Annotated in this window: 23 protein-coding genes; 16 read left to right on the top strand and 7 right to left on the bottom strand. The window is 72.9% G+C overall.

Annotated features, from left to right (window positions below):
- The first annotated feature begins 100 nt into the window (after positions 1-100).
- From ACTWP5_RS10915 to ACTWP5_RS10900, 4 genes are all read left to right on the top strand, one after another.
- A complete protein-coding gene (locus ACTWP5_RS10915; protein ID WP_443220635.1) occupies positions 101-649 on the top strand; it encodes a YceI family protein in 549 nt (182 codons plus the stop codon).
- The gene (locus ACTWP5_RS10910; protein ID WP_443220634.1) at positions 646-1713 is read left to right on the top strand and encodes an ABC transporter ATP-binding protein; all 1068 of its coding nucleotides are present in this window, start codon (positions 646-648) and stop codon (positions 1711-1713) included. The genes ACTWP5_RS10915 and ACTWP5_RS10910 overlap by 4 nt, the downstream gene beginning before the upstream one ends.
- Complete coding sequence (locus ACTWP5_RS10905; protein ID WP_443220633.1) at positions 1710-2516, top strand: ABC transporter permease; 807 nt, start codon at positions 1710-1712, stop codon at positions 2514-2516. Before ACTWP5_RS10910 ends, ACTWP5_RS10905 begins: the two co-directional genes overlap by 4 nt.
- A gap of 130 nt (positions 2517-2646) precedes the next feature.
- Positions 2647-3429 carry a thioesterase II family protein gene (locus ACTWP5_RS10900; protein ID WP_443220632.1) on the top strand — a complete coding sequence of 261 codons (783 nt, stop codon included), beginning with the start codon at positions 2647-2649 and terminating at the stop codon, positions 3427-3429.
- 25 nt (positions 3430-3454) lie between these two features.
- Here ACTWP5_RS10900 and ACTWP5_RS10895 read toward each other — a convergent pair whose 3' ends face one another.
- The gene (locus ACTWP5_RS10895) at positions 3455-4249 is read right to left on the bottom strand and encodes a FadR/GntR family transcriptional regulator (RefSeq protein ID WP_443220631.1); all 795 of its coding nucleotides are present in this window, start codon (positions 4247-4249) and stop codon (positions 3455-3457) included.
- 203 nt (positions 4250-4452) lie between these two features.
- Positions 4453-5481, bottom strand: coding sequence for a zinc-dependent alcohol dehydrogenase (locus ACTWP5_RS10890; protein ID WP_443220630.1), 1029 nt, complete (start codon positions 5479-5481; stop codon positions 4453-4455).
- 363 nt (positions 5482-5844) lie between these two features.
- Between ACTWP5_RS10890 and ACTWP5_RS10885 the strand changes: the two genes are divergently transcribed.
- Positions 5845-6351 (top strand): gluconokinase, encoded by a 507-nt coding sequence (locus tag ACTWP5_RS10885; RefSeq protein WP_443220757.1) that lies wholly within the window; start codon positions 5845-5847, stop codon positions 6349-6351.
- A gap of 158 nt (positions 6352-6509) precedes the next feature.
- Here ACTWP5_RS10885 and ACTWP5_RS10880 read toward each other — a convergent pair whose 3' ends face one another.
- On the bottom strand, positions 6510-8330 hold the full coding sequence (locus ACTWP5_RS10880) for a pectate lyase (protein ID WP_443220629.1): 1821 nt from the start codon (positions 8328-8330) through the stop codon (positions 6510-6512).
- A 145-nt stretch (positions 8331-8475) separates the two neighbouring features.
- On the opposite strand from ACTWP5_RS10880, the gene ACTWP5_RS10875 reads away from it, so the two are divergent.
- The 6 genes from ACTWP5_RS10875 to ACTWP5_RS10850 all read left to right on the top strand — a co-directional run bounded on the left by ACTWP5_RS10875 (position 8476) and on the right by ACTWP5_RS10850 (position 13789).
- Positions 8476-9558, top strand: a complete 1083-nt coding sequence (locus ACTWP5_RS10875; RefSeq protein WP_443220628.1) for an SPFH domain-containing protein — start codon at positions 8476-8478, stop codon at positions 9556-9558.
- Positions 9555-10457: a hypothetical protein gene (locus ACTWP5_RS10870; RefSeq protein WP_443220627.1), complete on the top strand. Its 903-nt coding sequence runs from the start codon at positions 9555-9557 to the stop codon at positions 10455-10457. The genes ACTWP5_RS10875 and ACTWP5_RS10870 overlap by 4 nt, the downstream gene beginning before the upstream one ends.
- 287 nt (positions 10458-10744) lie before the next feature.
- Complete coding sequence (locus tag ACTWP5_RS10865; protein ID WP_443220626.1) at positions 10745-10912, top strand: hypothetical protein; 168 nt, start codon at positions 10745-10747, stop codon at positions 10910-10912.
- Between the two features lie 92 nt (positions 10913-11004).
- Complete coding sequence (locus ACTWP5_RS10860; protein ID WP_443220625.1) at positions 11005-11742, top strand: hypothetical protein; 738 nt, start codon at positions 11005-11007, stop codon at positions 11740-11742.
- Positions 11739-12671 (top strand): DUF6895 family protein, encoded by a 933-nt coding sequence (locus tag ACTWP5_RS10855; RefSeq protein WP_443220624.1) that lies wholly within the window; start codon positions 11739-11741, stop codon positions 12669-12671. Before ACTWP5_RS10860 ends, ACTWP5_RS10855 begins: the two co-directional genes overlap by 4 nt.
- Positions 12668-13789, top strand: coding sequence for a serine hydrolase domain-containing protein (locus ACTWP5_RS10850; RefSeq protein ID WP_443220623.1), 1122 nt, complete (start codon positions 12668-12670; stop codon positions 13787-13789). Before ACTWP5_RS10855 ends, ACTWP5_RS10850 begins: the two co-directional genes overlap by 4 nt.
- A gap of 86 nt (positions 13790-13875) precedes the next feature.
- Here the strand turns inward: ACTWP5_RS10850 and ACTWP5_RS10845 are convergent, their stop codons facing one another.
- Both ACTWP5_RS10845 and ACTWP5_RS10840 read right to left on the bottom strand, forming a co-directional pair.
- Positions 13876-14169, bottom strand: coding sequence for a hypothetical protein (locus ACTWP5_RS10845; RefSeq protein WP_443220622.1), 294 nt, complete (start codon positions 14167-14169; stop codon positions 13876-13878).
- 33 nt (positions 14170-14202) lie between these two features.
- Positions 14203-14793: a TetR/AcrR family transcriptional regulator gene (locus ACTWP5_RS10840; RefSeq protein WP_443220621.1), complete on the bottom strand. Its 591-nt coding sequence runs from the start codon at positions 14791-14793 to the stop codon at positions 14203-14205.
- 159 nt (positions 14794-14952) lie between these two features.
- On the opposite strand from ACTWP5_RS10840, the gene ACTWP5_RS10835 reads away from it, so the two are divergent.
- Complete coding sequence (locus ACTWP5_RS10835; protein ID WP_443220620.1) at positions 14953-15939, top strand: hypothetical protein; 987 nt, start codon at positions 14953-14955, stop codon at positions 15937-15939.
- A 218-nt stretch (positions 15940-16157) separates the two neighbouring features.
- Here the strand turns inward: ACTWP5_RS10835 and ACTWP5_RS10830 are convergent, their stop codons facing one another.
- Entirely contained in the window at positions 16158-16655 is a 498-nt protein-coding gene (locus tag ACTWP5_RS10830; protein ID WP_443220619.1) for a hypothetical protein, read from the bottom strand.
- A gap of 289 nt (positions 16656-16944) precedes the next feature.
- On the opposite strand from ACTWP5_RS10830, the gene ACTWP5_RS10825 reads away from it, so the two are divergent.
- From ACTWP5_RS10825 to ACTWP5_RS10815, 3 genes are all read left to right on the top strand, one after another.
- The gene (locus tag ACTWP5_RS10825; RefSeq protein WP_443220618.1) at positions 16945-18402 is read left to right on the top strand and encodes a hypothetical protein; all 1458 of its coding nucleotides are present in this window, start codon (positions 16945-16947) and stop codon (positions 18400-18402) included.
- Between the two features lies 1 nt (position 18403).
- On the top strand, positions 18404-19300 hold the full coding sequence (gene ribD / locus ACTWP5_RS10820) for a bifunctional diaminohydroxyphosphoribosylaminopyrimidine deaminase/5-amino-6-(5-phosphoribosylamino)uracil reductase RibD (RefSeq protein ID WP_443220617.1): 897 nt from the start codon (positions 18404-18406) through the stop codon (positions 19298-19300).
- A 155-nt stretch (positions 19301-19455) separates the two neighbouring features.
- Positions 19456-19806 carry a hypothetical protein gene (locus ACTWP5_RS10815; protein WP_443220616.1) on the top strand — a complete coding sequence of 117 codons (351 nt, stop codon included), beginning with the start codon at positions 19456-19458 and terminating at the stop codon, positions 19804-19806.
- A 34-nt stretch (positions 19807-19840) separates the two neighbouring features.
- Here ACTWP5_RS10815 and ACTWP5_RS10810 read toward each other — a convergent pair whose 3' ends face one another.
- Positions 19841-20494 (bottom strand): DNA alkylation repair protein, encoded by a 654-nt coding sequence (locus ACTWP5_RS10810; RefSeq protein WP_443220756.1) that lies wholly within the window; start codon positions 20492-20494, stop codon positions 19841-19843.
- Positions 20495-20735: 241 nt separating this feature from the next.
- On the opposite strand from ACTWP5_RS10810, the gene ACTWP5_RS10805 reads away from it, so the two are divergent.
- Positions 20736-21944 (top strand): M6 family metalloprotease domain-containing protein, encoded by a 1209-nt coding sequence (locus ACTWP5_RS10805; RefSeq protein WP_443220615.1) that lies wholly within the window; start codon positions 20736-20738, stop codon positions 21942-21944.
- The last annotated feature ends 185 nt before the right edge of the window (positions 21945-22129 follow it).

Here is a 22129-nt window from a genome sequence, read left to right as displayed (position 1 = left end):
GAACGCGTGGCCCTCGTCCTCCCGGCCACCGCACGGAGCGACGTGCGCCCGTCCGGGGTCCTGGCGACGGCCGCGCGGACTCCCATGTTCTGATGAGCACATGACGACTCAACCCGACTCCCCCGCCGGCGACGTCACCGCCGTGGCGGCGCCTCCCCCCGGTCGCTACGCCGTCGACACCGCCGCCTCGACGATCACCTTCGTGACGCGGCACCTGTTCAACCTCCAGGCGGTGCGCGGACGTTTCTCCCTCAAGGGCGGCACGGTCGAGGTCGCCGAGCCGCTGGCCGACTCCACCGTCGCGGTGGAGGTCGACGCGGCCAGCTTCGACACGGGCCACAGGCAGCGCGACCCGATCGTCCGCTCCCCCCGCTTCCTCGACACCGAGCGCCACCCGCTGATCAGCTTCACCGCCACCGCCGTGGACCCCGAGGCCCGCACCGTCACCGGCACCCTCACCGTGCGCGAGGTCACGCGGCCCGTGACCCTGACCGTCGAGGAAGCCGACCTCACGCGGGCGGCCGAAGGCTCGTTCTCCGTGCGCGCGAGGACGCCCGTGGACCGGACGACGTTCGGCGTGACCGCGAGCCGGGGCCTGGCCTCCCGCCACCTCGACCTGACGCTCGACGTCACCTTCGTACGCCAGTGAACGGGGACGGCGCGGCGGCGAGACGCGGCCCGGCGGTCACCGTGACCGAGCTGCGCAAGAGCTACGGCCGGGTGGCGGCCGTGCGCGGGGTGAGCTTCGACGTCGAGCACGGCGAGATCTTCGCGCTGCTCGGCCCGAACGGCGCCGGCAAGTCCACGACGCTGGAGATCCTGGAGGGCTTCCGCCGCCGCGACGGCGGAAGCGCCCGGGTGCTCGGTATCGACCCCGGCGACCGGGCGCGCGGCAGGGAGCTGCGCGAGCGGATCGGCCTCGTCCTCCAGGACATCGCCGTCGAGCCGTACCTCACGGTCCGCGAGACCGTCGCCCGCAACGCGGGCTACTACCGGGCGCCGCGTGACGTCGACGAGGTGATCCACCTCGTCGGCCTCGCCGGACAGGAGCGGCGGAAGGTCCGGCAGCTCTCCGGCGGCCAGAAGCGGCGGCTGGACCTGGCGCTCGGCGTGGTCGGCGACCCCGCGCTGCTCTTCCTCGACGAGCCGACGACCGGCTTCGACCCCAACGCCCGCCGCGACGCGTGGCAGGTGGTGCGTGACCTGCGGGACGCGGGGACCACGATCCTGCTGACCACGCACTACATGGAGGAGGCGCAGGCGCTGGCCGACCGGGTGGCGGTCATCGCCTCGGGGCGGATCGTCGCCGAGGGCACGCCCGCCACGCTCGGGGGCCGGGACACCGCGCGCACCCGGATCCGTTTCGCGCCGCCCGAGGGGGTGGGCGCGCCGCCGGTGCCCGCGCAGGGACCCGGGGAGGACGGCCTGCTCACCGTGGAGACGACGACGCCGACCGAGGCGCTGCACGAGCTGACCGGCTGGGCGCTCGCGCACGGCGCGACGCTTCAGCGGCTGACCGTCGAACGCCCCAGCCTGGAGGACGTCTACCTGGCTCTCACCCGCCCCGAGGGCGACACGGAGGCCGACACCGCCGACACCGCCGCCGCCGACACCGCCGCCGCCGACACCGCCGCCGACGCCGATCCCGACGTGTCGGACACGCCGGCCGAGCCGGGCGAGCCAGCCGGGGCCGGCCTCGGGGAGGCGCGATGAGCGCCGCCGCCACCTCCGAGGGACCCGCCGGCCGGACGCCGCGCCGGGGCCTCGCCCTCGTCGCACACCAGATCCGCTACGAGCAGCTGACGTTCTGGCGCAACCCGCAGAGCGCGTTCTTCACCTTCGTCTTCCCCGTCGTGGTCGTCACCGTCTTCGGCGCGGTGATGGACGGCGACAGCCGCAGCGACTACTTCTTCGGCCTGACCGCGCTCCAGTACTACGTCGGCACGATCGCCGCCCTCTCGGTGCTCGGCGCCTGCTACAGCCAGCTGGCGATCGTGCTGTCCGGTCGGCGCCAGAGCGGCATCCTCAAGCGGGTGCGCGCCACGCCGCTGCCGGCCGGCGCGTACGTCGCCGGCCTGCTGGCGCACTGCGTGATGGTCAGTCTGGTCGACGTGGCGCTCATCCTGGGCGTGGGCCGGCTCTACGGGGTGCCGCTGCCCGACGCGGCGCAGCTGCCCGCGCTCGTGGTGACGCTCGTGACGGGCGCGGCCAGCTTCTGCTCGCTGGGGGTCGGCGTCGCCGCCCTGGTGCGCAACGCGGAGGCGGCGCCCGCCGTCGTCCAGTTCGTCCTCTTCCCCCTCGTGTTCGTGTCCGGCACGTACCTGCCGATCCACTCCGAGGTGCTGAACGGGGTCGCCGACGTGCTGCCGGTGCGGCCGTTCAACGAGGCGCTGCTGGCCGCGCTCGCCCGCGACGCGGGCCCCGCCTGGCGGGAACTCGCGGTGCTGGCGCTGTGGGGCGGGGTGGGCGCGCTGGTCGCGGCACGCTTCTTCCGCTGGGACCCGCGGCCCGAGTAGGCCGCGGTTTTCGATCCGGACGCGCTGTCAGACAGGATGGTGCGCGACACGGCACGACACGACCACGGCCGCGCTCACGGGCACCGCCAGACCCGCCGGCACGGCCAGGGAACGAAAGACGGGGACGGACATGACCCACACGCACACGAGCACGCCCGCGACCGCCGGCAGGGACGCCGACCTCTGGATACGGCGCTTCGCCCCCTCGCCCCAGGCCACCACGCAGGTGGTCTGCCTGCCGCACGCGGGCGGTTCCGCGTCCTTCTTCCACCCCATGGCGCAGGCGCTCAGCCCGGCCGTCGAGGTGCTCTCGGTGCAGTACCCGGCGCGGCAGGACCGGTACCGCGAGCCGGGCATCGACGACCTGCGGGTGCTGACCGAGCACGTGCTCGCGGCCCTGCTGGCCACGGTCGACCGCCCGTTCGCGCTGTTCGGCCACAGCATGGGCGCCACCCTCGCGTTCGAGCTGGGTGTCCGGCTCCAGCAGGCCGGCCGCGCGCCGCTGCGCGTGTTCGCCTCGGGCCGGCGCGCGCCCTCGCGCCACCGCGACGAGCGGGTCCACGAGCGGGACGACGACGGCATCATCGCGGAGATGCGGCAGCTGAGCGGCACCGACCAGCGGGTCTTCGGCGACGAGGAGCTGCTGCGCATGGTGCTGCCCGCGATCCGCAACGACTACCGCGCGGTGGAGCGGTACCGGTTCGAGCCGGGCACGCCGCGGCTCGTCTGCCCCGTGACCACGTTCACGGGGGACGTCGACCCGCGGGTCAGCGCGGAGGAGGCCGCCGCGTGGGAGGAGCACACCGACGGCGACTTCGAGCTGCACACCTACGCGGGCGGGCACTTCTTCCTCGTCGAGCACGCGGCGGACGTGATCCGGATCGTCGGGGAGCGGATGGCCAAGGCGTCCTAGCGCACGGCGCGGGCGCGGGGCGCGGTCAGGGGGCGAGGATGTCGAGTTCGCGCAGGGCGCCCTCGGCGATCTCGCGGGTGGCACGCTCCGCGCCGTCCGCGTCGCCGCTCCTGATCGCCTCCGCGACCCGGACGTGGAGGGTGACGGCCGCCGGGTCCGGGTCGTCGAACATCACCTGGTGACGGGTCCTGGCGGTCAGCACCTCGCGGACCACGTCGCCGAGGCGCGCGAACATCTCGTTGCCCGAGGCGCGCAGCACCACCTCGTGGAAGGCGACGTCGTGGACGAGGTACGCCTGGAGCTGCTGGCCGCGCGAGGTGGCCACCATGTCCATGGCGTGACGGGTGAGGTCGGCGCACTGCTCGGGGGTGGCGTGGCGGGCGGCCAGGGAGGCCGCGACGGGTTCGATGGCGCGGCGCAGCACGGTCAGGGAGCGCAGCTGCCGGGGCCGGTCGGCGCCCGCCATGCGCCAGCGGATGACCTGCGGGTCGAAGACGTTCCACCGCTCGGCGGGCTGGACGGTGACGCCGACGCGGCGGCGCGAGGCGACCAGGTGCATGGACTCCAGCACCCGGACCACCTCGCGGACGACGGTGCGCGAGACGCCGAAGCGCTCGGCCACCTCGTTGGTCCTGAGCACGCTGCCGGGCGGGTACGCGCCGGCGATGATCTCCGGGCCCAGCACCGACAGGAGCAGCGCGTGCAGCCCCTGTCCCCGCCCGGCCCCCGGTTCCCGCTCCGGCTCCGGCTCCGGTCCCTCTCCCGGCCCCGGTCCCGTCTCCGGTCCGGCCCCCGGCACCTGCTCGGCGGTGTCAGCCATGGCGGCAGCATACGTGCGGCGCGGCCGGCGGACCTCCCGTGTGGGGACGTCACCCGTTGACGCGCGAGGCCGTCGGGCCGGGCGCGGCGGCGCCCCGGGCGTCGCCGACCGCACGCGGTGCGGGGAGAGCAGCGCCGGCAGGCACCGGCCGAGCCGTGGGGGTCCAGCTCGGCCGGTGCCCCGCGACGGTGACGGTGGGGTCGTCAGCCCACGGTCTGGGACGGGGCGGCGTCGCGGACGAAGACGGGCTTGAGGTGCTTCTCGAGCAGGGCCTCGGGAAGGTCCTCCCAGTCGAGCACGTGCGAGACGACGCGTTCGGGGGCGACCGTGCCGGAGGCGGCGAGTTCGAGGGCGTCGGGGATGTGGGCGCGGACGTTGTCACGCCCGATGCGCAGGGTGACGCCGGTGAGGTACATGTCGAGCAGCGGGAGCTCGCCGGGGCGGAAGTGGTTGCCGGCCGACTCGCAGACGCCCTCGGGGGCGAGGGACTTGACCGCGAGGGCGAGCCGGTCGACGTGGCCGGTGGCCTCGATGGCGAGGTCGAAGCCGTGGGGGACCGGTTCGAACGCCTCGGCGGTGCGGGCGCCGAAGCTCTCGGCGATCTTGCGGAACTCGGGGTCGGGGTGGACGTAGAGCACGTCGGAGGCGCCCAGCGCGCGGGCGATGTCGCAGACGTACAGGCCGATGCTGCCCCGCGCGATGACCAGCACCCGGGCGCCGGGGCGGGCCCTGAGGTGGGGCACGACCAGGCGCCAGGACAGCGACCAGTTGTCGCTCGCCGAGGCCATCGCGACCGCGTCGAGCCCGGCCGGCAGCGGGACCAGCATGGCGTCCGCGTACGGGACGCGCACCAGGTCGGCGAAGTGGCCACCCCAGGTGCCGCCGATGGGCGGCCCGTACATCGCCATGTACGGGACCGAGGTGCAGTGGGCGGTCAGCCCGGCGCGACAGTGGTCGCAGGTGCCGCAGTTGATGGCCCAGGGCACGACGACGAGGTCGCCGGGCGCCACGGTGGTCACCGCGTCGCCGACGTCGACCACGCGGGCCACGCCCTCGTGCCCGAGGGCGAACGGCGGCTCGACGAAGCTCTTCCCGGCCAGGATCGCGGTGTCGAGGTCGCAGGTGGTCGTGGCGACCGGCTCGACGATCGCCGCCCGGTCGGACCCGAGCTCGGGGTCGGGGGCCTCGCGCCACTCGACGGTGTGGCGGGCGACGTACACCAGCTCACGCATCGCCCCGCCCCTTCCGTCTCCATGGAACTCCGACAGGCAGGTGTGTTTTGATCATGAGCATGGCAATCCCCGTTGACAATCAGTCTAATGTGCGGGTCACGGTAGACGATGACGGCTGCGAGAACCAGGAGACGCTTAAGCGGGCTTGAAGCGAGGGGCGGAGTGCGCGGCGGCCAGGAGCGTACGCCGACACCGTGGGTTGAACCGGGCCACGGCGAGTCACGGGAGCCTTGATTACGTCGTACGTATCGGCTTACGTAGGGGCGTGAACGAGCGGTGGCTCCCGGCACAGGGCGGGGCGCGCCAGCCCGCAGGAGACGAAGGAGACGCACCGTGCCCGTTGAGCTTCCCGTCGTGGTGGTGATGGGCGTGTCAGGCAGCGGCAAGACCACGGTCGGCGCGCTGCTCGCCGAGCGGCTGGGCGTGGCGTACGCCGAGGCCGACTCCTTCCACTCCCCGGCCAACATAGCCAAGATGACCGCCGGCACGCCGCTGACCGACGAGGACCGCGGCCCGTGGCTGGACGCCATCGGCGCCTGGGCGCGGGAGCGCGCCGAGCGGGGCGCGGGCGGCGTGGTCAGCTGTTCGGCGTTGAAGCGCGCGTACCGGGACCGGCTGCGGGCGGCCGAGCCGGGCCTGGTCTTCGTCCACCTCAGCGGGGACCGCGAGCTGATCGCGGCCCGGATGGCGGAGCGCGCCGACCACTTCATGCCGCCCGCGCTGCTGGACTCCCAGTTCGCGGCGTTGCAGCCGCTGGCGAACGACGAGGCCGGCGTGACCGTCTCGGTGGCGGTCGACCCGGCGGACGTGGCCGACCGCGCGGCCGAGAAGGTCCGGCGGCTGGCGGCGGGAGCGGACGACGCGTCCTAAAGGCTGTCCCGCAATCCCTGGTGGATCAGGGAGCGGCGTCCTGTGGCTTCGATTGCAAGGCGGAGGAGGGAGTCAGCCTTGCGGGCTGGCGACCGACGACAACGCGGCAAGCGGAGTCGCAGGGCGTCGCGAGCCCGCCGGGGATTGCGGGACAGCCTTTAAAGGCTGTCCAGGTAGGCGACGAGGCTCGCCATGTGGGACGTGAAGCTGTCGGTGGTGATGCCCTGCTCGGGCTCGCGCGGGCTGTAGGGCGGCTCGGCGGGCGGGTTCCCCGGGTCGTAGGGCGAGGTGTCGTCGGCGTCGCCGACGTGGGTGCTCATGAAGGACCTGCCGTGGTACGGCGTCGCCGGCCCGCTCCCCGGGTCGCGGTAGGGGTTGGTGGTGGCGCCGATCGGGGCCAGCCAGTGGTCGCGGTCGCCGAGCCCGGCGACGATCTCGGCGGCCTGCTCCTCGCCGACCTCGGGCAGCTCGAAGGCGGCCTCCCGGAACAGGTCGGTCAGCTCGATGTCCCGGACCGCGAAGTAGCGGGGCAGCTCGATCGGCCCGCCCTCCGTCAGCGGTGACCTGGCCCTCAGGTCGGCGACCTCGGCCGGCGTCAGGGACATCAGCTCCTCGTAGGTCGTCTTGAGGCCCTCCACGTTGAGCCGCTTGGCGCCGTGGGAGTGGCTGAGGGTGTGGGTGTGGTCGTGGTCGACGTAGTAGGCGCCGTTGCGGATGTTGGAGCCGAAGCGGTGGACGAAGCGGGCGCGGTTGCTGCCGATCTCCACGTAGGTGGGGTGGGTCCTGTTCGCGAACAGCGGGTTCTCGGCGATCTGCTGCTCGGTGAGCGGGCAGCTCTCCAGCCAGGCGATGGCCTCGGGCACGCGGTCGAGGTGGGAGTGGTCGCCCGTCATGCGGAAGTAGTCGAAGAGCTGGCGGACGTTGTTCTGCGTGGCCTCGGGCGCGAGGGCGCGCGGCTCGTAGGAGCGGGCGCCGGCCGGGGCACCGGCGGACCGTCCGCCGCGTGCCTGGGCGAGGTGCTGGAGGCCCCAGCCGGCCTGGGGGCCCGGCTGCTGGAGGCGGTGGAGCATGGCCATGGCGCGTTCGACGGGGCCGATCAGCTCGCGCCGGCCGAGGGCGACGACGCACATCAGCAGGAAGCGGATGTTCTCGCCCATGACGTTGTCGTTGAACGTGACGTGGCGGGTGTAGTCGCCGTCCTCCATGCCGTGCTGGACGTCGGCCGGCAGCCAGGGCGGCAGGTACTCGGCCGAGGGCCAGGGCATCGCGTCGACGGCGCCGTCGTGGTGGGGGAAGCGCTGCGGCCAGCCGCCGTCGGCCGCGCCGCCCCGGTACTGGGCGGACACGACGAAGTCGATGGCGCTCTCCAGCGCGGCGCCGATCCGCCGGTCACGGCGCTCCAGGTAGAGGCGGAGGAGGAGCTGGGCGGCGGAGGCGGTGCCGGCGTCGTCGAAGGTGCCGTTGGGGTAGAGGTGCTGGAACTCCTCGAGGCGCCAGCCGTTGGCACCGACGGTCTCGTACCACTCCCCGAGGGACGCCTCGCCCGCGAGGTCGTGGACGTAGTTCCAGCCGCCGGAGGGCAGCTGGACCCGCGCGAGGGTCAGCGCGGTCCGTTCGGCGGCGCGGTAGAAGCGTTCCTCGCCGGTGGCGTGGTACGCGTCGAGCATGCAGTGCCCGACGACCGGGGTGCCGGGCGGCTGGACCCAGCACATGGTGCGGCGGGCCTCCATCTCGCCCCAGGTGCGGGAGAGGTCGGGGAGGTAGTTCCAGACGTAGGCGCCCTGGTGGGAGACGCGCTCGTCCATGAAGACGGCGGCGCGGCGCATGGCGGCGACGACGCGGCCCCGTGGGGCGCGGGCGGGCGGTGCGGCCGGGGCCAGGCCGGTGGCGGCGACGGCGGTGGTCGTCGCGGCGACGGCGGCGAGCGGGGTGGCGGCGGCGAGACGGGTGAAGGCGCGGCGGCCCATGGGCATGTCCATGACTGAATCGTTCCACTCGCCCCCATGAGGAAACAGATCACCTCACGGACCGGCAGATTCCACCATCCCGCTCGCCGCGCGGACACCCGTGGCCACTGTCAGACCCGCGTGATATCGTCAGTTTGACGAAAAAGGGGGGCCCACCATGGCCGACATCACCCGGCGCCTCGGCTGGCGCCACCTGCGCTCCGCACCCACCGCCCACATACGCCACCACCGGGCCGGCAGGCTCGTCCACGACGGCCCGGGGCTCACGTTCTGGTTCCGCGCGCTGTCCGCCTCGCTCTCCGAGGTGCCCGTCGCCGACCAGGAGTTGGCGATGGCCTTCCACGCCCGCACGGCCGACTTCCAGGACGTCTCCGTGCAGGCCACCGTGACGTACCGCGTCAGCGACCCCGCCACCGCCGCCGCCCGCCTCGACTTCTCCATCGATCCGGACACCGGCGCATGGCGCGGCGCGCCGCTGGAGCAGCTGTCCACGCTGTTGACCGAGTCCGCCCAGCAGCACGCCCTCGACGTGCTGGCCCGCACCGCCCTGTCCTCCGCCCTGGTCGACGGCGTCGCCGCCGTGCGCGAGCGCGTGACCGAGGGCCTGGCCGCCGAGCCCCGGCTCCCGGCCACCGGCATCGAGGTGGTGGCGGTCCGCGTCGTCGCGATCCGCCCCGAGCCCGAGGTCGAGCGGGCGCTGCGCACCCCCGCCCGCGAGCAGATCCAGCAGGAGGCCGACCGTGCCACCTACGAACGCCGGGCCGTGGCCGTCGAACGCGAGCGCGCCATCGCCGAGAACGAGCTGGCCAGCAGGATCGAGCTGGCGCGGCAGGAGGAGCGGCTCGTCGAGCAGCGCGGCACCAACGCCCGCCGCGAGGCCGAGGAGAAGGCGGCGGCCGACGCGGTGCGCTCGAAGGCGCAGGCCGCCCGCACCGTGCAGCTCGCCCAAGCCGAGGCGGACGCGGCCCGCGCGGTGGGCGAGGCGAAGGCCGAGGCCCAGGCCGCGTGGCTGCGCGTGCACGCGACGGCGGACCCGGCGATCCTCCACGCGCTGACCGCCACCCGCCTCGCGGAGAACCTGCCGCGCATCGACAGCGTCACCCTCACCCCCGACGTCCTCACCGGCCTCCTCGCCAGGCTCAACGGGCCGGCGGGGCAGGCAGGGCCGGCGGGACAGGCGGGACAGGCAGGACAGGCGGGACAGGCAGGACAGGCGGGTCGTTCGGGCGGTGAGGCGTGAGCCTCGCGCCGCGCGCGGTCCTGGTCCACCGCACCACCGAGTACGAGGAGCTGCTGGCGCGGCACGGCACCCACGGCCAGGCCGCGTTCTTCCTCTCCTCGCGGGGCCGCGCCATCGAGGAGGTCGCCGAGCGCCACCACCGCACGCGCCGCGCCCTGGCGGCGGTCGCCTCGGCGGTGCCGGCCACCTGGCGCCAGAGCCGCGTGGAGCGGGCCGACCTGGACCGCTTCCTGTTCGGGCCCGAGGACGTGGTGGTCGTCGTCGGGCAGGACGGGCTCGTCGCCAACGTCGCCAAGTACCTCGCCGGCCAGCCGGTCGTCGGCATCGACGCCGAGCCCGGCCGCAACCGGGGCGTCCTCGTCCGCCACCGGCCCACCGACGCCGCACGGCTGCTGCCGGCCGCTCCCGCCGCGCGCGGCGTCGAGGAGCTGACCATGGTCGAGGCGGTCGCCGACGACGCCGAGCGGCTCCTCGCCCTCAACGAGATCTACGTCGGCTCCCCCACCCACCAGACCGCCCGGTACCGCCTCGCCCCGCCCGGCACGCGGGAGGCCGGCGAGGCCCAGGCGTCCTCCGGCGTCGTCGTCGGCACCGGCACGGGGGCGACGGGCTGGCTGCTGTCGCTCTGGGCGCAACGGCAGCCCGGCGAGGGCCTGACGCTGCCGCGCCCCAGCGACCCCCGCCTGGTCTGGTGCGTCCGCGAGGCGTGGCCCTCCCCCACCACCGGCACCTCCCGCACGACGGGCGAACTCGCCTCCGGCCAGCGGCTCCACCTCACGGTCGAGACCGACCGCCTGGTCGCCTTCGGCGACGGCATCGAGTCGGACGCGCTCGACCTCACCTGGGGCCAGACCGTCCGCCTCGGCGTCGCGGACACGGCCCTGCGCCTGCTGAGCTGAGCTGAGCCTGCCCTGGCCTGCCCTGGCCTGGTCCCGACCCGACCTCGACCCGTCGGGGCCCGATGCCCAGGGCAACGCCGTCCGCGCCGGCCGCCGCCTAACGGCCACCGTCGCCGCGTGGCCGCTCCCGTTCGAGCCCTCCGAAACCCGAAACACACCAAACCGACACCGGACCGATGGACTCACTCATCTGGGTGAAACATCATCTATATGGGCTTTCGCTGATAGGACAAGGGCATCTCGCCACTAACCGCTTCCCCTCATCTGGAGCGATCATGTTGGTTGACATGCTGCGTCAGGAAGACCTGGCCGTCGACGTGGAGTTGCTGGAGGACCTGATGGTCCGCGCCGAGGCGCCGGTGAGCGGCGCTCCGCTGCACACCCCGCCCGCCGCCTGGCTCCTCATCCTCTCCCCGAAGGAGCCGAACGAGCCGAAGAAGTCTCATCGCCGGTGATCACCGAGCAGTCACGCGCTCTTCACAGCGCGTCGGCCGAGCTTCTGGCCCGCGGTGCTCTCGGTGTCCTGCGGAACACCGGGAGCACCGCCGTGGTCTCCCGACAGCTGGAGGCGGCTTCACGGGACGCACCACCCCCGAGCCACGGCACGGCCGGGACGGCGGCCTGCGGACCGGCGGTCGTGGTGACCGCTGTCCGCCTCCTCGGAGCCGACCTGCTCGCGCCGTATCTGCTCACGGGCCAAGCCCTCCCGTCGGAGGAGTCGGCCGCCATCCGGTTGAGCCTCGCCGCGCTGTCTCCGACACCGAAGCCGCCCGCCGCACCCCCGCTCGGGCCCGAACCGCCGTGGGTCAGGGCCTGGATCGACTGGGGCCTCGCCACGGTGCTGGCCCGTCTCGCCCCGGCCGCCCCCGTCGTCCCCGCGCCGGCGCCGCCCGGACCGCCGCGTTGCGGGGACGACGCGCCCCGCCGCCGTTCGGCCGCCGAAGCGGTGGGCCGCCCGGACCGCGCCGAGGGGTGGGTGCCCTGGTCCTCCCGGATGGGGCAGCTGGCATCGCTGGCCCTGCCCGGCCTGGACGGTCCCGTACACCACGCCGCACGGCACGGCGCCCTCGCCCTGGCGCGTGGCGCCACCCGCGCGCTCCTGCGGGGCGACTTCGCCACCGCGGCACGCGTCACCCGATGGCTGGCCTGGCTGTCCGCGGACGGCGCCGCGCTTCCGTTGGACGCGGCCCTGTTGACGCGGCACATCGCGCTGCGCGGCGGCGGTGACCGCTGCCTGCTGGACGCGGCCGTCGCCGTCCGACTGCTCGGCCTGGAGCCCTCATGACCACGGACCTGGCCCGGATCGCCCACGAGGTCAGGTCCCGTGCCCTCGGCTGGCTCCACACCCACCGCCGGTTCGGGGCGCTGACCGGTGAGGACCTCAGCGAGAACCTGGACGCCTACAAGGCGCTCGGAGAAACGGCACTGACCGCGTGTCTGGTCCTGCGCGACGGCGCGGCCGGCAGTCGCGACCGGTCCCTGGCCCGCGAGCTCCTGGAGTTCTGCTGGGCCCAGGTGGGAGAGGGAGCGCTGTTGTACGAGCGGCTGCTGCGCCATCCCCTGACCACCGACGCCGTCGAGTTCTACGTGCCGTTCGCCCGCTCCGGGCTCCGTCACCCCGGGTTGGAACGGCTGATCCCCCACCTCGCCGCGGCGGGCACCGCACAGATCGTCGAGCACGTCCCCAACCGGCGCCTCGCCGTCGCCAACGCCCTGCGCGTCACCGGACACGACCGCGGCGCGGCGGCCCTCGCCTGGGAGACGCTGACCCGCGCCACCTGGCTCGGCGGCACCCCCCAGCCCTGGCACATCGACTGGACGACGGGGTACGCCGTCACCCACACCGTCTTCCACCTCACCGACTGGGGTCGACGGCCGAGCGGCCTTCCCGACGACATCGTCGCGTACCTCACCCGCTGGCTGCCGGTGTGGCTGGACGTCTGGACGGAAGCGCGCCAGTGGGACCTGGTGGGCGAACTCCTCGTCGCCGACTGCTGCCTGCCCGCACCACGCGCCGAGGTCGACGACTGGCGGCGCCTCGCGGACCTCCAGCACCCGGACGGTCTCACGCCCCGCGACGGTCAGCCCGTCGAGGACGACCCCGCCACCCGCTTCCGCGACCACCAGCACACCACCATCGTGGCCGCCATCGCCGCGACCGTCGCTCTCGCCCGCGTGCTGGGCGACCCCGGCTCGTTCGCGAGCCAGGCATGACCCCGCCCGCCGACGACGCCCCCGTCGACGGGCCGCCGGAGGACGCGAGCCACCGGCTCGACCCCGCCACGGTGCGGGAGGCGACCCGGTCCCTGCTGTCCTCGGCGCCGGGCGCCAGCACCGTCGCGGTCGGACTCCATCGCAGGGGCCGCCGCGCGCTGGTGGTACGCGGGCGCACCGCGCACCACGGCGGTGTGCTCGCCGACAGCTCCACCCGGTTCGAGATCGGGTCGATCACCAAGACGTTCACAGCCCTGCTCCTGGCCGAACAGGCGGCCCGCGGCGTACTCGACCACCACGATCCCCTCGCCCGCCGCCTCCCGGCAGCGGCCGTGCTGCCGGCCCGGTGCACCGCCATCACGCTGGCCCACCTCGCCACCCACACCTCGGGGCTGCCCCACACCCCGCCCGGGTTGCCTCGCCTCCTGCCCCTCCTGCTGCGTCATCCCGTGCCGCGCCTGATGGTCGAGCCCTACGCGGACTTCACGACCGCGGACGTGTTCCGCGCGCTGGCCCGCAGCCGTCCACGGAGCACGCCCGGCACGCGCATGCGGTACTCCAACTTCGGTGTCGGTGTGCTGGGCCACGCCCTCGCCCACGCGGCCGGCGGCACACCGTTCGACACGCTGCTCACGACGCGGATCCTCCAGCCCCTCGGGCTGCGTGAGACCGACTGCGCCGCCCGCCCGTCTCCCCCGTCCACCCAGGTCACCGGCTACTGGCGCCGCCGGCCCCAACCCCCGTTCCGCTTCCCCGGCCTCCCCGCGGCGGGGGCCGTTCGCGCCAGCGCGCGTGACCTCCTCGCCCTCACGGAGGCTCTCCTCGACCCCGCCTCGGCCGAGGTGCCGCGCCCGCTCCGCGCCGCCCTGCGCGACGTCGTGCGGCCCCGGTTCCGCCGGCGGTGCGGCAACGGCGTGGCGCTGGCGTGGCATGTCCGCCCTCGGCCCGACGGCTCCCGCCTCTACTTCCACGGGGGTGTCACCTTCGGCTGCACCGCGTTCGCCGGCTTCGTTCCCCACCACGGCACGGCCGTGGTGGCGTTGGCGAACACCGGCACGGCACGCGGGAACGCCCTCGTCCAGGAGGCGTACAACGCCCTGCTCGGCCTCCTGGACTGACGCGGTCGGGTGGCGGGACCGGCGGGTGGGAGGGTGGGCGCTCACCCGCCGGGCGTCAGGCGGCGGCGGTGGTGGTGAGGGTCGGCTCACTGAGGCGCCTCGGCGCGGGGGAAGGCGCCCGGTCCCGCGTGGAAGAGCCCGATGAGCAGGACGCTCACGCCGACGGAGGCGAAGGCCAGTTCGGGGTGGCGGCCGAGGTCGGCCCACCACAGCAGGAGGCCGCCGAGGACCAGGGACGCCCAGCCCGCGACGAGGTTGGGGACCGGCCCGTTCCCCAGGGTGCTCGGGTAGGGCTTCCTGGTGATGCCGCGGACGAAGTGCGGCAGCCCGTTGCCGAGCATGAGGCCGGCGAGAAAGCTGAGGACGAACGTCTGCCACACGACGGGGCTCCTTCTGTGCGCTTCTGTGCGCTTCTATGCGCGTTGGAGTTGGTGATGGACCATGGGGAGCAGCACGGCGTCCACGAGTTGCCCGAGGAATGCGTCGTCGAGGGGTTCGCCGGTGACGAGCAGGCGGGAGAAGAGCACGGCCGAGCTGACCTCCGCGACGAGCGCGTGGTCGGTGCCCACGGGCACCTCACCCCGCGCGGCCGCTCGGGCCAGCACGGTCGCGAAGATCTGGCGCTTGTGCTCGATGACGTGGCGCCGCACGGTCTCCGCGAGGAGGGGGTCGCGGCGAATGGCGGAGAGCAGCCCGAGGATGAGCGCGTTGCCCTGCCCGTTGAGGCTGGCGCGCAGGTCCAGCAGCACCGCCATCAGGTCGTCCCGCAGGCTCGCCGTCTCGGCCGGAGCGGTCACGGGCGTGTCCGCGTACCGCCGCACGGCCGTCGCCACGAGGTCGGCCTTTCCCGTCCAGCGCCGGTAGATCGTCGCCTTGCTCGCCTTGGCGCGTCGGGCGACGTCCTCGATGGTCATCTGGTCGTAGCCGACCTCCGTCAGCAGAACGACGGCCGCCAGGAGGATGGCCTCCTCCCGCAGCTCGCCGCGACTACGCTCCTCGGACATGGCGCCTCCCAGCGAAACGGTGCCGTTCAGATGACTGAAGCGTACGCATGCGTTTCGATCTGACGCAACGTCGGTGGCTGGCGCTTTTACGCCGCCATGCGCCGCCATGCGCCGCACACGGTCGTTCTCGTCGTGCTCGGCGCGTGACACAGTCGCCCCATGACGGTGGATGAGACGGCGGCTGACCCGCCGGACCGGATGCCGGAGGAGCTGCCGGACTGGCTGCCGGCCTGGCTGCCCGCCTGGTGCGGGGAGCACCTGGGGGCCGAGCCGGTCGGGGTGCTGTTCGCGCGGCGGTCGATCTCGGCGGTGTTCGGGCTGCGGCTGGGCGACGGGCGGGACGTCGTGGTGAAGGCGCGGGAGGACGACGGCCGGGCCGCGTCGTGCCTCGCCGTGCAGGCCCGGTTGGCGGAGCGGGGGTTCCCGTGCGCCCGGCCGCTGACGCCCGCGCTCACCGTCGGCGCGCTGGCCGTGCACGCCGAGGAGTCCCGGCCCGGCGGCGAGCTGCTGCGCGGCGACTCGCCGGAGGTCGCCGCGCGCTACGCGGCGGTGTTCGCCCGGCTGATGGCCGAGGTGGCCGACGTCGCCGGCGTGGCCGGCATGGCCGTCGCGCCGCCGCTGCCGACCCCGCGCTGGGCGCGGTGGGACCACGCGGACCCCGGGCTGTGGCCGGCGATCCCGTTCCTCGACGAGCGGGACCAGAGCGCCGTGCCCGCGTACGTCGTCGAGACGGCCGAGCGGGCCCGCGAGCGGCTGCTCGCCGCCGAACTGCCGTGCGTGCTGGGCCACGCCGACTTCGAGGCGCAGAACCTCAGCTGGCGGGACGGCGAGGTGTGGGCGGTGCACGACTGGGACAGCCTGGCCTGGCAGCCGGAGGCGGCGCTGGCGGGCGCGGCGTGCGGAACGTTCGCCAGCGACTCCCCACCGACCCTGGCCCCGGTCGAGAGCTCCGCCGCGTTCCTCGCGACCTACCAGGACGTGCGGGGACGCCGGTTCACGGCGGAGGAGCGGGAGGTCGCGTGGGCCGCGAGCCTGTGGCCGGCCGCGCACAACGCCCGCTGGGAGGCCCTGCACGGCGACCCCCCGGTGTGCGGCGACGCCCTCCGCGCGCAGGCGGCCGAACGCCTGCGCCGCGCGAACGCCTGACGCGTTCCCCGGATGGCGCGAGGGCCCCGCCCGGTCACCGTGAACCGGGCGGGGCCCGGCCGCCCCTCACCACGAGGGCGGCTGCCCACGCGGCACTCGTGTCGACGCGTCACGCCACGTGCGCCGGTCGAGCGTGACGGGGGCGAGGGCGCGGCGGGGTGTGGCGTTGCCGCCGCGCCGGCCTTCTCCCGTCGGGGAGCGGCCCTCCGGCCCGCCCGCTACGGGCGGGCCGGAGACGTGGGGTGACTCCCGGGCGGCTCGTGGTGCCCGCCATGGCGGCCCTCGCACTCGGGGCAGGGGACCTTCCACGTTCCGGTGCACCTCGTGCAGCCGAAGAACCCGAAGCACTCCGTGCACCAGACGCGACCGAGCCCGCGACAACTGCGGCAGGGGACGTTCGCCGCGTGGGCGCGGCGGTGGGCGGCGTCGAGGCGTTGCCTTATCACGCACGGCATCCCGTCGGCGCAGACGCCGCAGTCGTCGACGTGCATCTGCAACGCGTAGCCCAGCTGCCGCACGTCCGCCGGACGAGGGTGCGCGGACACCTCGGGCCTGGCCCCCACCAGCGCGGTCGCGAGCACCCGCGCCGCGTCGAGGTCGATCGACCCGAGCCGGATCAGGGGCCGCAGCGACACCCCACCGAGGGGCGGCGCGTCCAGCCCGAGCGAGGGCAGCGTGACGCCCCGCGCACCGAGCGCCTCCCGAAGGTGGCTCATGACCTGCGTCGCCTCCTGCCTGAGGTCCGACAGGGGCAGCCCTTTGGTGGCATGGTCGTGCGTAGAATCGACCACTGTCGTCAACTCCTATCCAGTTGATGGCCATGCCCCCGGACCGACGCGCATCGGTCGCGGGGGTGCGGCGTATGTGCCTCCCATGAGCCTGGCCTTCGCCGACGGCAACGGACACAGCAAACGGGGCACCCCTTTCAAGTCCGTCCGGGGTACCCCGTTTGTGGGGTAGGGCTACTCTTGGGCTGGATCACTGCCGAACCAGCCAGGTGGGGCCATGGACGACCGCGCGGCCAAGCGAGCCGGCTATCCACTGACGATTCCCGACACGCTGTTAGACAGCCAAGCGATGCGCCACGCGTGCGCCACACGCGACTACAGCGAAATTCTCCGACTCGTGAACCGGCGCACGGGTTCGAGCTACGCGGACATCGCCGCCGCTATCGGCAAGATGACCAGTTCGCGCGTGGGTGACATCATCAGAGGTGCTCGCGGAGTGCGCGGCCAGCAGGTGATCGAACGAATCTGCGATGGCTTCGGCATCCCCGGGGAGATGCTTGGCGTGCCCCAGCGGACATGGGAGTTCGAGCCTTCTCCCTCAAGTGAAGAGCGGCATTCCCTCGCCCCCGTCGATACCGACGATGAGACAGGACCGGACAGCGCCACCCAGGAGCCGGATACGTTTCTCGTCACCGCATGGATTGGAGGGCGGAGGCAGCTTGTGGCCATCAGTCGACGGGAATTGCTTGCCGGGGCGGCATGCGTCGCCATACCCCAGCGGGCATCGACAGCCACGCCGGCCAACCGGCCATTCTCTCTGAACGGAACGGACCGTTCGCGAATCGATGCGATCGTCGACCACCTCGACGACATGTGGCATGCGCTAGTCAAAGCGGACAACCTGCTCGGCCCACGGCATGCCCTCGCATCGGTCCGTCAGCAGCTCACCGTTATCGAGCCCTTGCTTGTGGCATCCCGAGGAACGCAACGCACCGACGTGCTGCGGCTGGCAGCGCGCTATGCCGAGTCCGCCTCATGGCTCTACGAGGACTCAGTTGAGACCGAGAAGGCGGAGAGATGGGCGAGCCAGGCAATGGAGTGGGCAGTCGAGGCCAACGACCAGGCCATGGTGACATGGACGCTGTTCCGCAGGAGTCAGCAGGCCACAGCGGCCGGCAACGCGGCCCAGACCATCGGGCTGTCCCAAGCAGCCCAGCGAAACCGCGCCGTTCTGACGGGTCCGATGCGCGCGGCGGCGATGCAACAGGAGGCGCACGGCTATGCGCTGGATGGCGAGGAGACCTCGTGTCACCAAAGGCTGGATCAGGCACACGAGTTCGCCGCCCCGCCGAACGCAACGGGCGATGCTCGTTCTGGCCACGGCGACTTCTGCACCGCGAGTTATATCGAGATGAGGCGCGGCAACTGCTGGCTCAGCCTGTCACGCCCGGACCTGGCAGTCCCGGTACTTGAGAGAGCCCTGTCGGACCTACCGGGTGTCTACCAACGCGACCGTGCTTACGCTCAGGCCCGACTGGCCGTTGCCTACATGGGGACGGGGGAGTACGACAATGCAACGAGTTGGGCAGCTTCCGCATACACCACGGCGCGCGGCTCCGGATCTGTACGCACTCTCCACGAGGTGTTGGCGACGGTCAACAAGCTGGGAACCACATGTGATTCTCCCGCCGTATCCGAACTGTTCGACGCCATCCAGGAAACACCGGAGTTCTGACATGGCAAACGCCCAGGAGGTCGCCGCCATGCGGCGCGCCATAGCCATTTCTGCCCATGGCCTGGGAGCGACCAGTCCTAATCCTCCGGTGGGGTGCGTCATTCTTGACAGTGAGGGGCGGACCGTGGGCGAGGGATACCACCTTCGAAAAGGAGACGCCCACGCGGAGGCGAACGCGCTCGCGGCGGCGGGAAAACTCGCGGAGGGGAGCACCGCCGTTGTCACACTGGAACCCTGCAACCATCAAGGCCGAACTCCTCCCTGTCGTCAGGCATTGATCGACGCCAGTGTGGCCCGCGTCCTCATCGCGGTCATGGATCCCACGTCACGCGGCGAAGGCGGAGCAGCTCTGCTTCACAGAGCAGGCGTCGACGTGGAGCGAGACGTCCTCAGAGAAGAGGCGCTGCTCGTCCTGGGCCCCTGGCTGAAATCCCTGAGCGAGAGCCGCCCCTACATCACATGGGCGTACGAAGCGGGAGCGGACGGTACACCGATCCCCCACGACCACCACGGCGCCGTGACGCACGACGTCCGAAGGCTGCACGACTCCCATGATCTGCTGATTCGGCAGAACGGGGACCTTCGCGAAGGAAGGTCGGGCGCACACGGCCCGGACGTCTTCACGGTTCCTCGTGGTCCTCTGACCGGTGAGGTGGCAGACGTCCTGACCACACTCAGTGGTTCGGGGGCGCGATCGGTTCTTCTCGAAGGAGCCCCGGGCAGCGCGGCCACTGCCGCCCTGGCGGCTCTCGCGGACCAACTCATCACGTACATTCCCAGCACTCCACGCTCCTGGTCTCCCGTCTCCGGCCAGGCGACCGCGATCCCGGATGGATATCGACTCGCTGACGTCACGCGACTCGGTGGCTACGTGCGCTTGTCCTGCCACAGGAGCTGACCGTCATGGTCGTCGGTCCGCCCATCCACGGCAATCCCTGGCCGCCAGGGTGCAGAAATCGTCGTTAACTCTTGGACCACCGCATCGCATCGCCTGAGTCGGGCAGAATCAGTTGCCAACTCGATCGGACGACCCGTCGAAGAAAAGAGGAGTCGATGGCCGACGAACAGGGCCGCGTCTTCCGTGAAGCCTGGATCGCTGGTGTCAGGAAGCACTACCCCGGCGAACCCAAGCTGGGCTATGTCACCCCCTGGGACGAGACGCCCGAGTGGGAGCGCCAAGCGGCTGCCGCCGTTTACCGGCAGGTCAGGGACTTCGTCGCGATCAGCGGTGGTCATACGTCGAAGCTGACCCGCGAGCAGAAGGGGCGGTTCGTGGCCATCTGCTGGATCGCGCAGATCCACAAGCACATCGAATCCCCGAAGGCGAGTTACGTCGCGGACTGGGAGGACCTCCCCGAGTGGCAGCGTCAGACGGACGCGGACATCTTCGAGGCCATCGAGTAACGGACCGCGCCCGGCACGACGCGCTGCCCTCCCCTCAGCCCGCCGCCTTGTCCTCCTGGCGGCGCACCATCTCGGCGATCCAGACGGGGGCGAACGGTGAGGTGCAGCCGGGGGACGTCGGGTAGTCCTTGAGCACCTCCAGGCGCTCGCCGATGGCGATCGCGCGGGGGCGGTGCTCGGGGTGGTCGATGCCGATCTGGGCCAGGCAGTGGTTCATCGCCCACTGCAACCGGTCCGGGGCGGCCTTCATCTCGGCCTCGATGACGTCGAGCAGCCCCGCCAGGTCGAGGCCGTCCGGCTTCTTCGCGACGCGCTCGGTGGTCAGCGCCCAGCCGGCGCTCGCGACCACCGGGTCCGGGTCGGCGGTCCAGGCCAGGCGCAGCGCCTCGGCGTGCGGGCTCTTCTTCACCACGTAGGTGACGAGCCAGTCGTGCACCTTGGGCGTGCGGGCGGCGCGCAGCATGGCGTCCAACTCGTCCCGCTCGAACGCCTTCGGGCGGCAGACCAGGATCGCGAGCAGCCTCGCCGCGCTGTCGTCCGTCTCCCAGAGCCGGCGCGCCAGGTCCTGCTGCGTCTTCAGCCGCTTGGCGAGCGCGCGCAGCCTGCTGAGGTTCACGCCGTGGTCGTCGCCGTGCCGCTCGTTGACCTCGCGGGCTCTCGGGTCCTCCATCGCGGACAGCTCGGCCATCACCTCGGCCACCGTCGTCTCGGCCACCTCAGCCTCCTGTGCTGCTCGGGTGCGGGCCAGCCTAGGGGCGGCCACTGACAGCGGCGCGGACGGCGAGCGGTCGCCGCTCGCGCTCACCCCTCTCGTCACGACCGTTTACAAACGAGACTGCCATGTGCAATATCACACGTGACATCAGGACGTAGCGTGAGCGCGGCAGCGAGCCGGTGGCGGCTCGTCACACGGAACGAAGGAGTGAACCTTGCACGAACGAGGTAGGGGTCGGGCCCTGACGGCGATCGCCGCGCTGCTCGTCACGGGCGTCGCGGCGGCGCCGCTCGCCACCGACAACGCCGCTCACGCGGCGCCATCCCCCGCGAGCTCGGCGGAGTGCAGACTGCCCGCCGCGCTCGACGACCTGGGGTCGGGCTTCCCCGTCGACGACCAGGCCCTGCCCGCCGTCGGGACGCTCGAAGCCGCCATGGTCTTCGTGGACTTCGAGGACCACCCGGCCCCCCGGGGCTCGCTGCTGAAGGCCGAGTCGAACCTGCGCTCCGGCGTCGAGTACCTGGAGAACGTCTCCGGCGGCGACCTCGACATCGAGGTCACGACCTCCGACGCCTGGGTCCGGATGCCGGAGCCGTCGACGTCCTACCCCTTCGACCGGGGCCTCAGCTACGAGGACCACGTCCGGTACATCGGCGACGCGATCGAGGCCGCCGACGCGGAGTTCGACTTCTCGGACACCGACGTGGTCTGGGTGGTCGCCACGGAGGAGGCCGAGAACATCACCTACTCCCCCACCACCAACTACCTCGACGTCACGGCCGACGGGAACCACCTCACGCACGCGGTCACCTTCGGCTACGACCAGTGGCGTTGGGGCGGCCTGGTGCTCGCCCACGAGTCCGGGCACACGCTCGGGCTGCCCGACCTCTACCTCTACGAGGCGCCGGAGGACGACCCGGGCAACTGGCACGCGGCCGCCGGCGGCTGGGACCTGATGGGCCTGATCTCCGGTCAGGCGCCGGAGTTCCTCGCCTGGCACCGCTGGCAGCTCGGCTGGCTGGGCGACCGCCAGGTGAGCTGCGCGGACCTCGACGAGCGCACGGCGGCGACGCTCGTCCCCGTCGCGGAGTCGACCACCTCACGCCCGACGAGCGACGGGATGGTGGTGCTGCCCCTGTCGGAGACGAGGGCCGTCGTGGTGGAGAACCGGCAGGCCACCGGCTACGACCGGGAGATCCTGACCACGGGTGCCCTCGTGTACACGGTCGACACCACCGTCCGGTCGGGCTACGGGCCGGTCCGGATCGTGGACGCGACGCCCGGCTCGGCCGCCGGTCTCGACGACGCCCCGTTCCAGCCGGGCAGCTCGTGGACCGAGCCGACCACCGGCACGGTCCTCTCCTTCGACGAGGCGCGTGGCGACGGCCTCCGCGTCACGGTCGAGCCGGCCGACCAGCGGTGACGCACCAGCCCTGACGCCGCCCCGGGGAGACGGCCGTCGTCTGGTTCCGTGACCGACACACGTCACGGGACCAGACCGGGGCCGCGGCGGGGTGCCGAGGCCCCGTGGCGGATCGGAGTTCATCAGATCGTGTGGTTTTAGGGATTTGTCGTCGTCATTGCCGCCGCGGTGGATCGAGTCTGACG

It is taken from the genome of Streptomyces sp. 4N509B (assembly GCF_052245655.1).
GTDB lineage: Bacteria > Actinomycetota > Actinomycetes > Streptomycetales > Streptomycetaceae > Streptomyces.
Note: the sequence above shows the minus strand (reverse complement) of the source record. Positions and strands in the feature narration are given on the sequence as shown.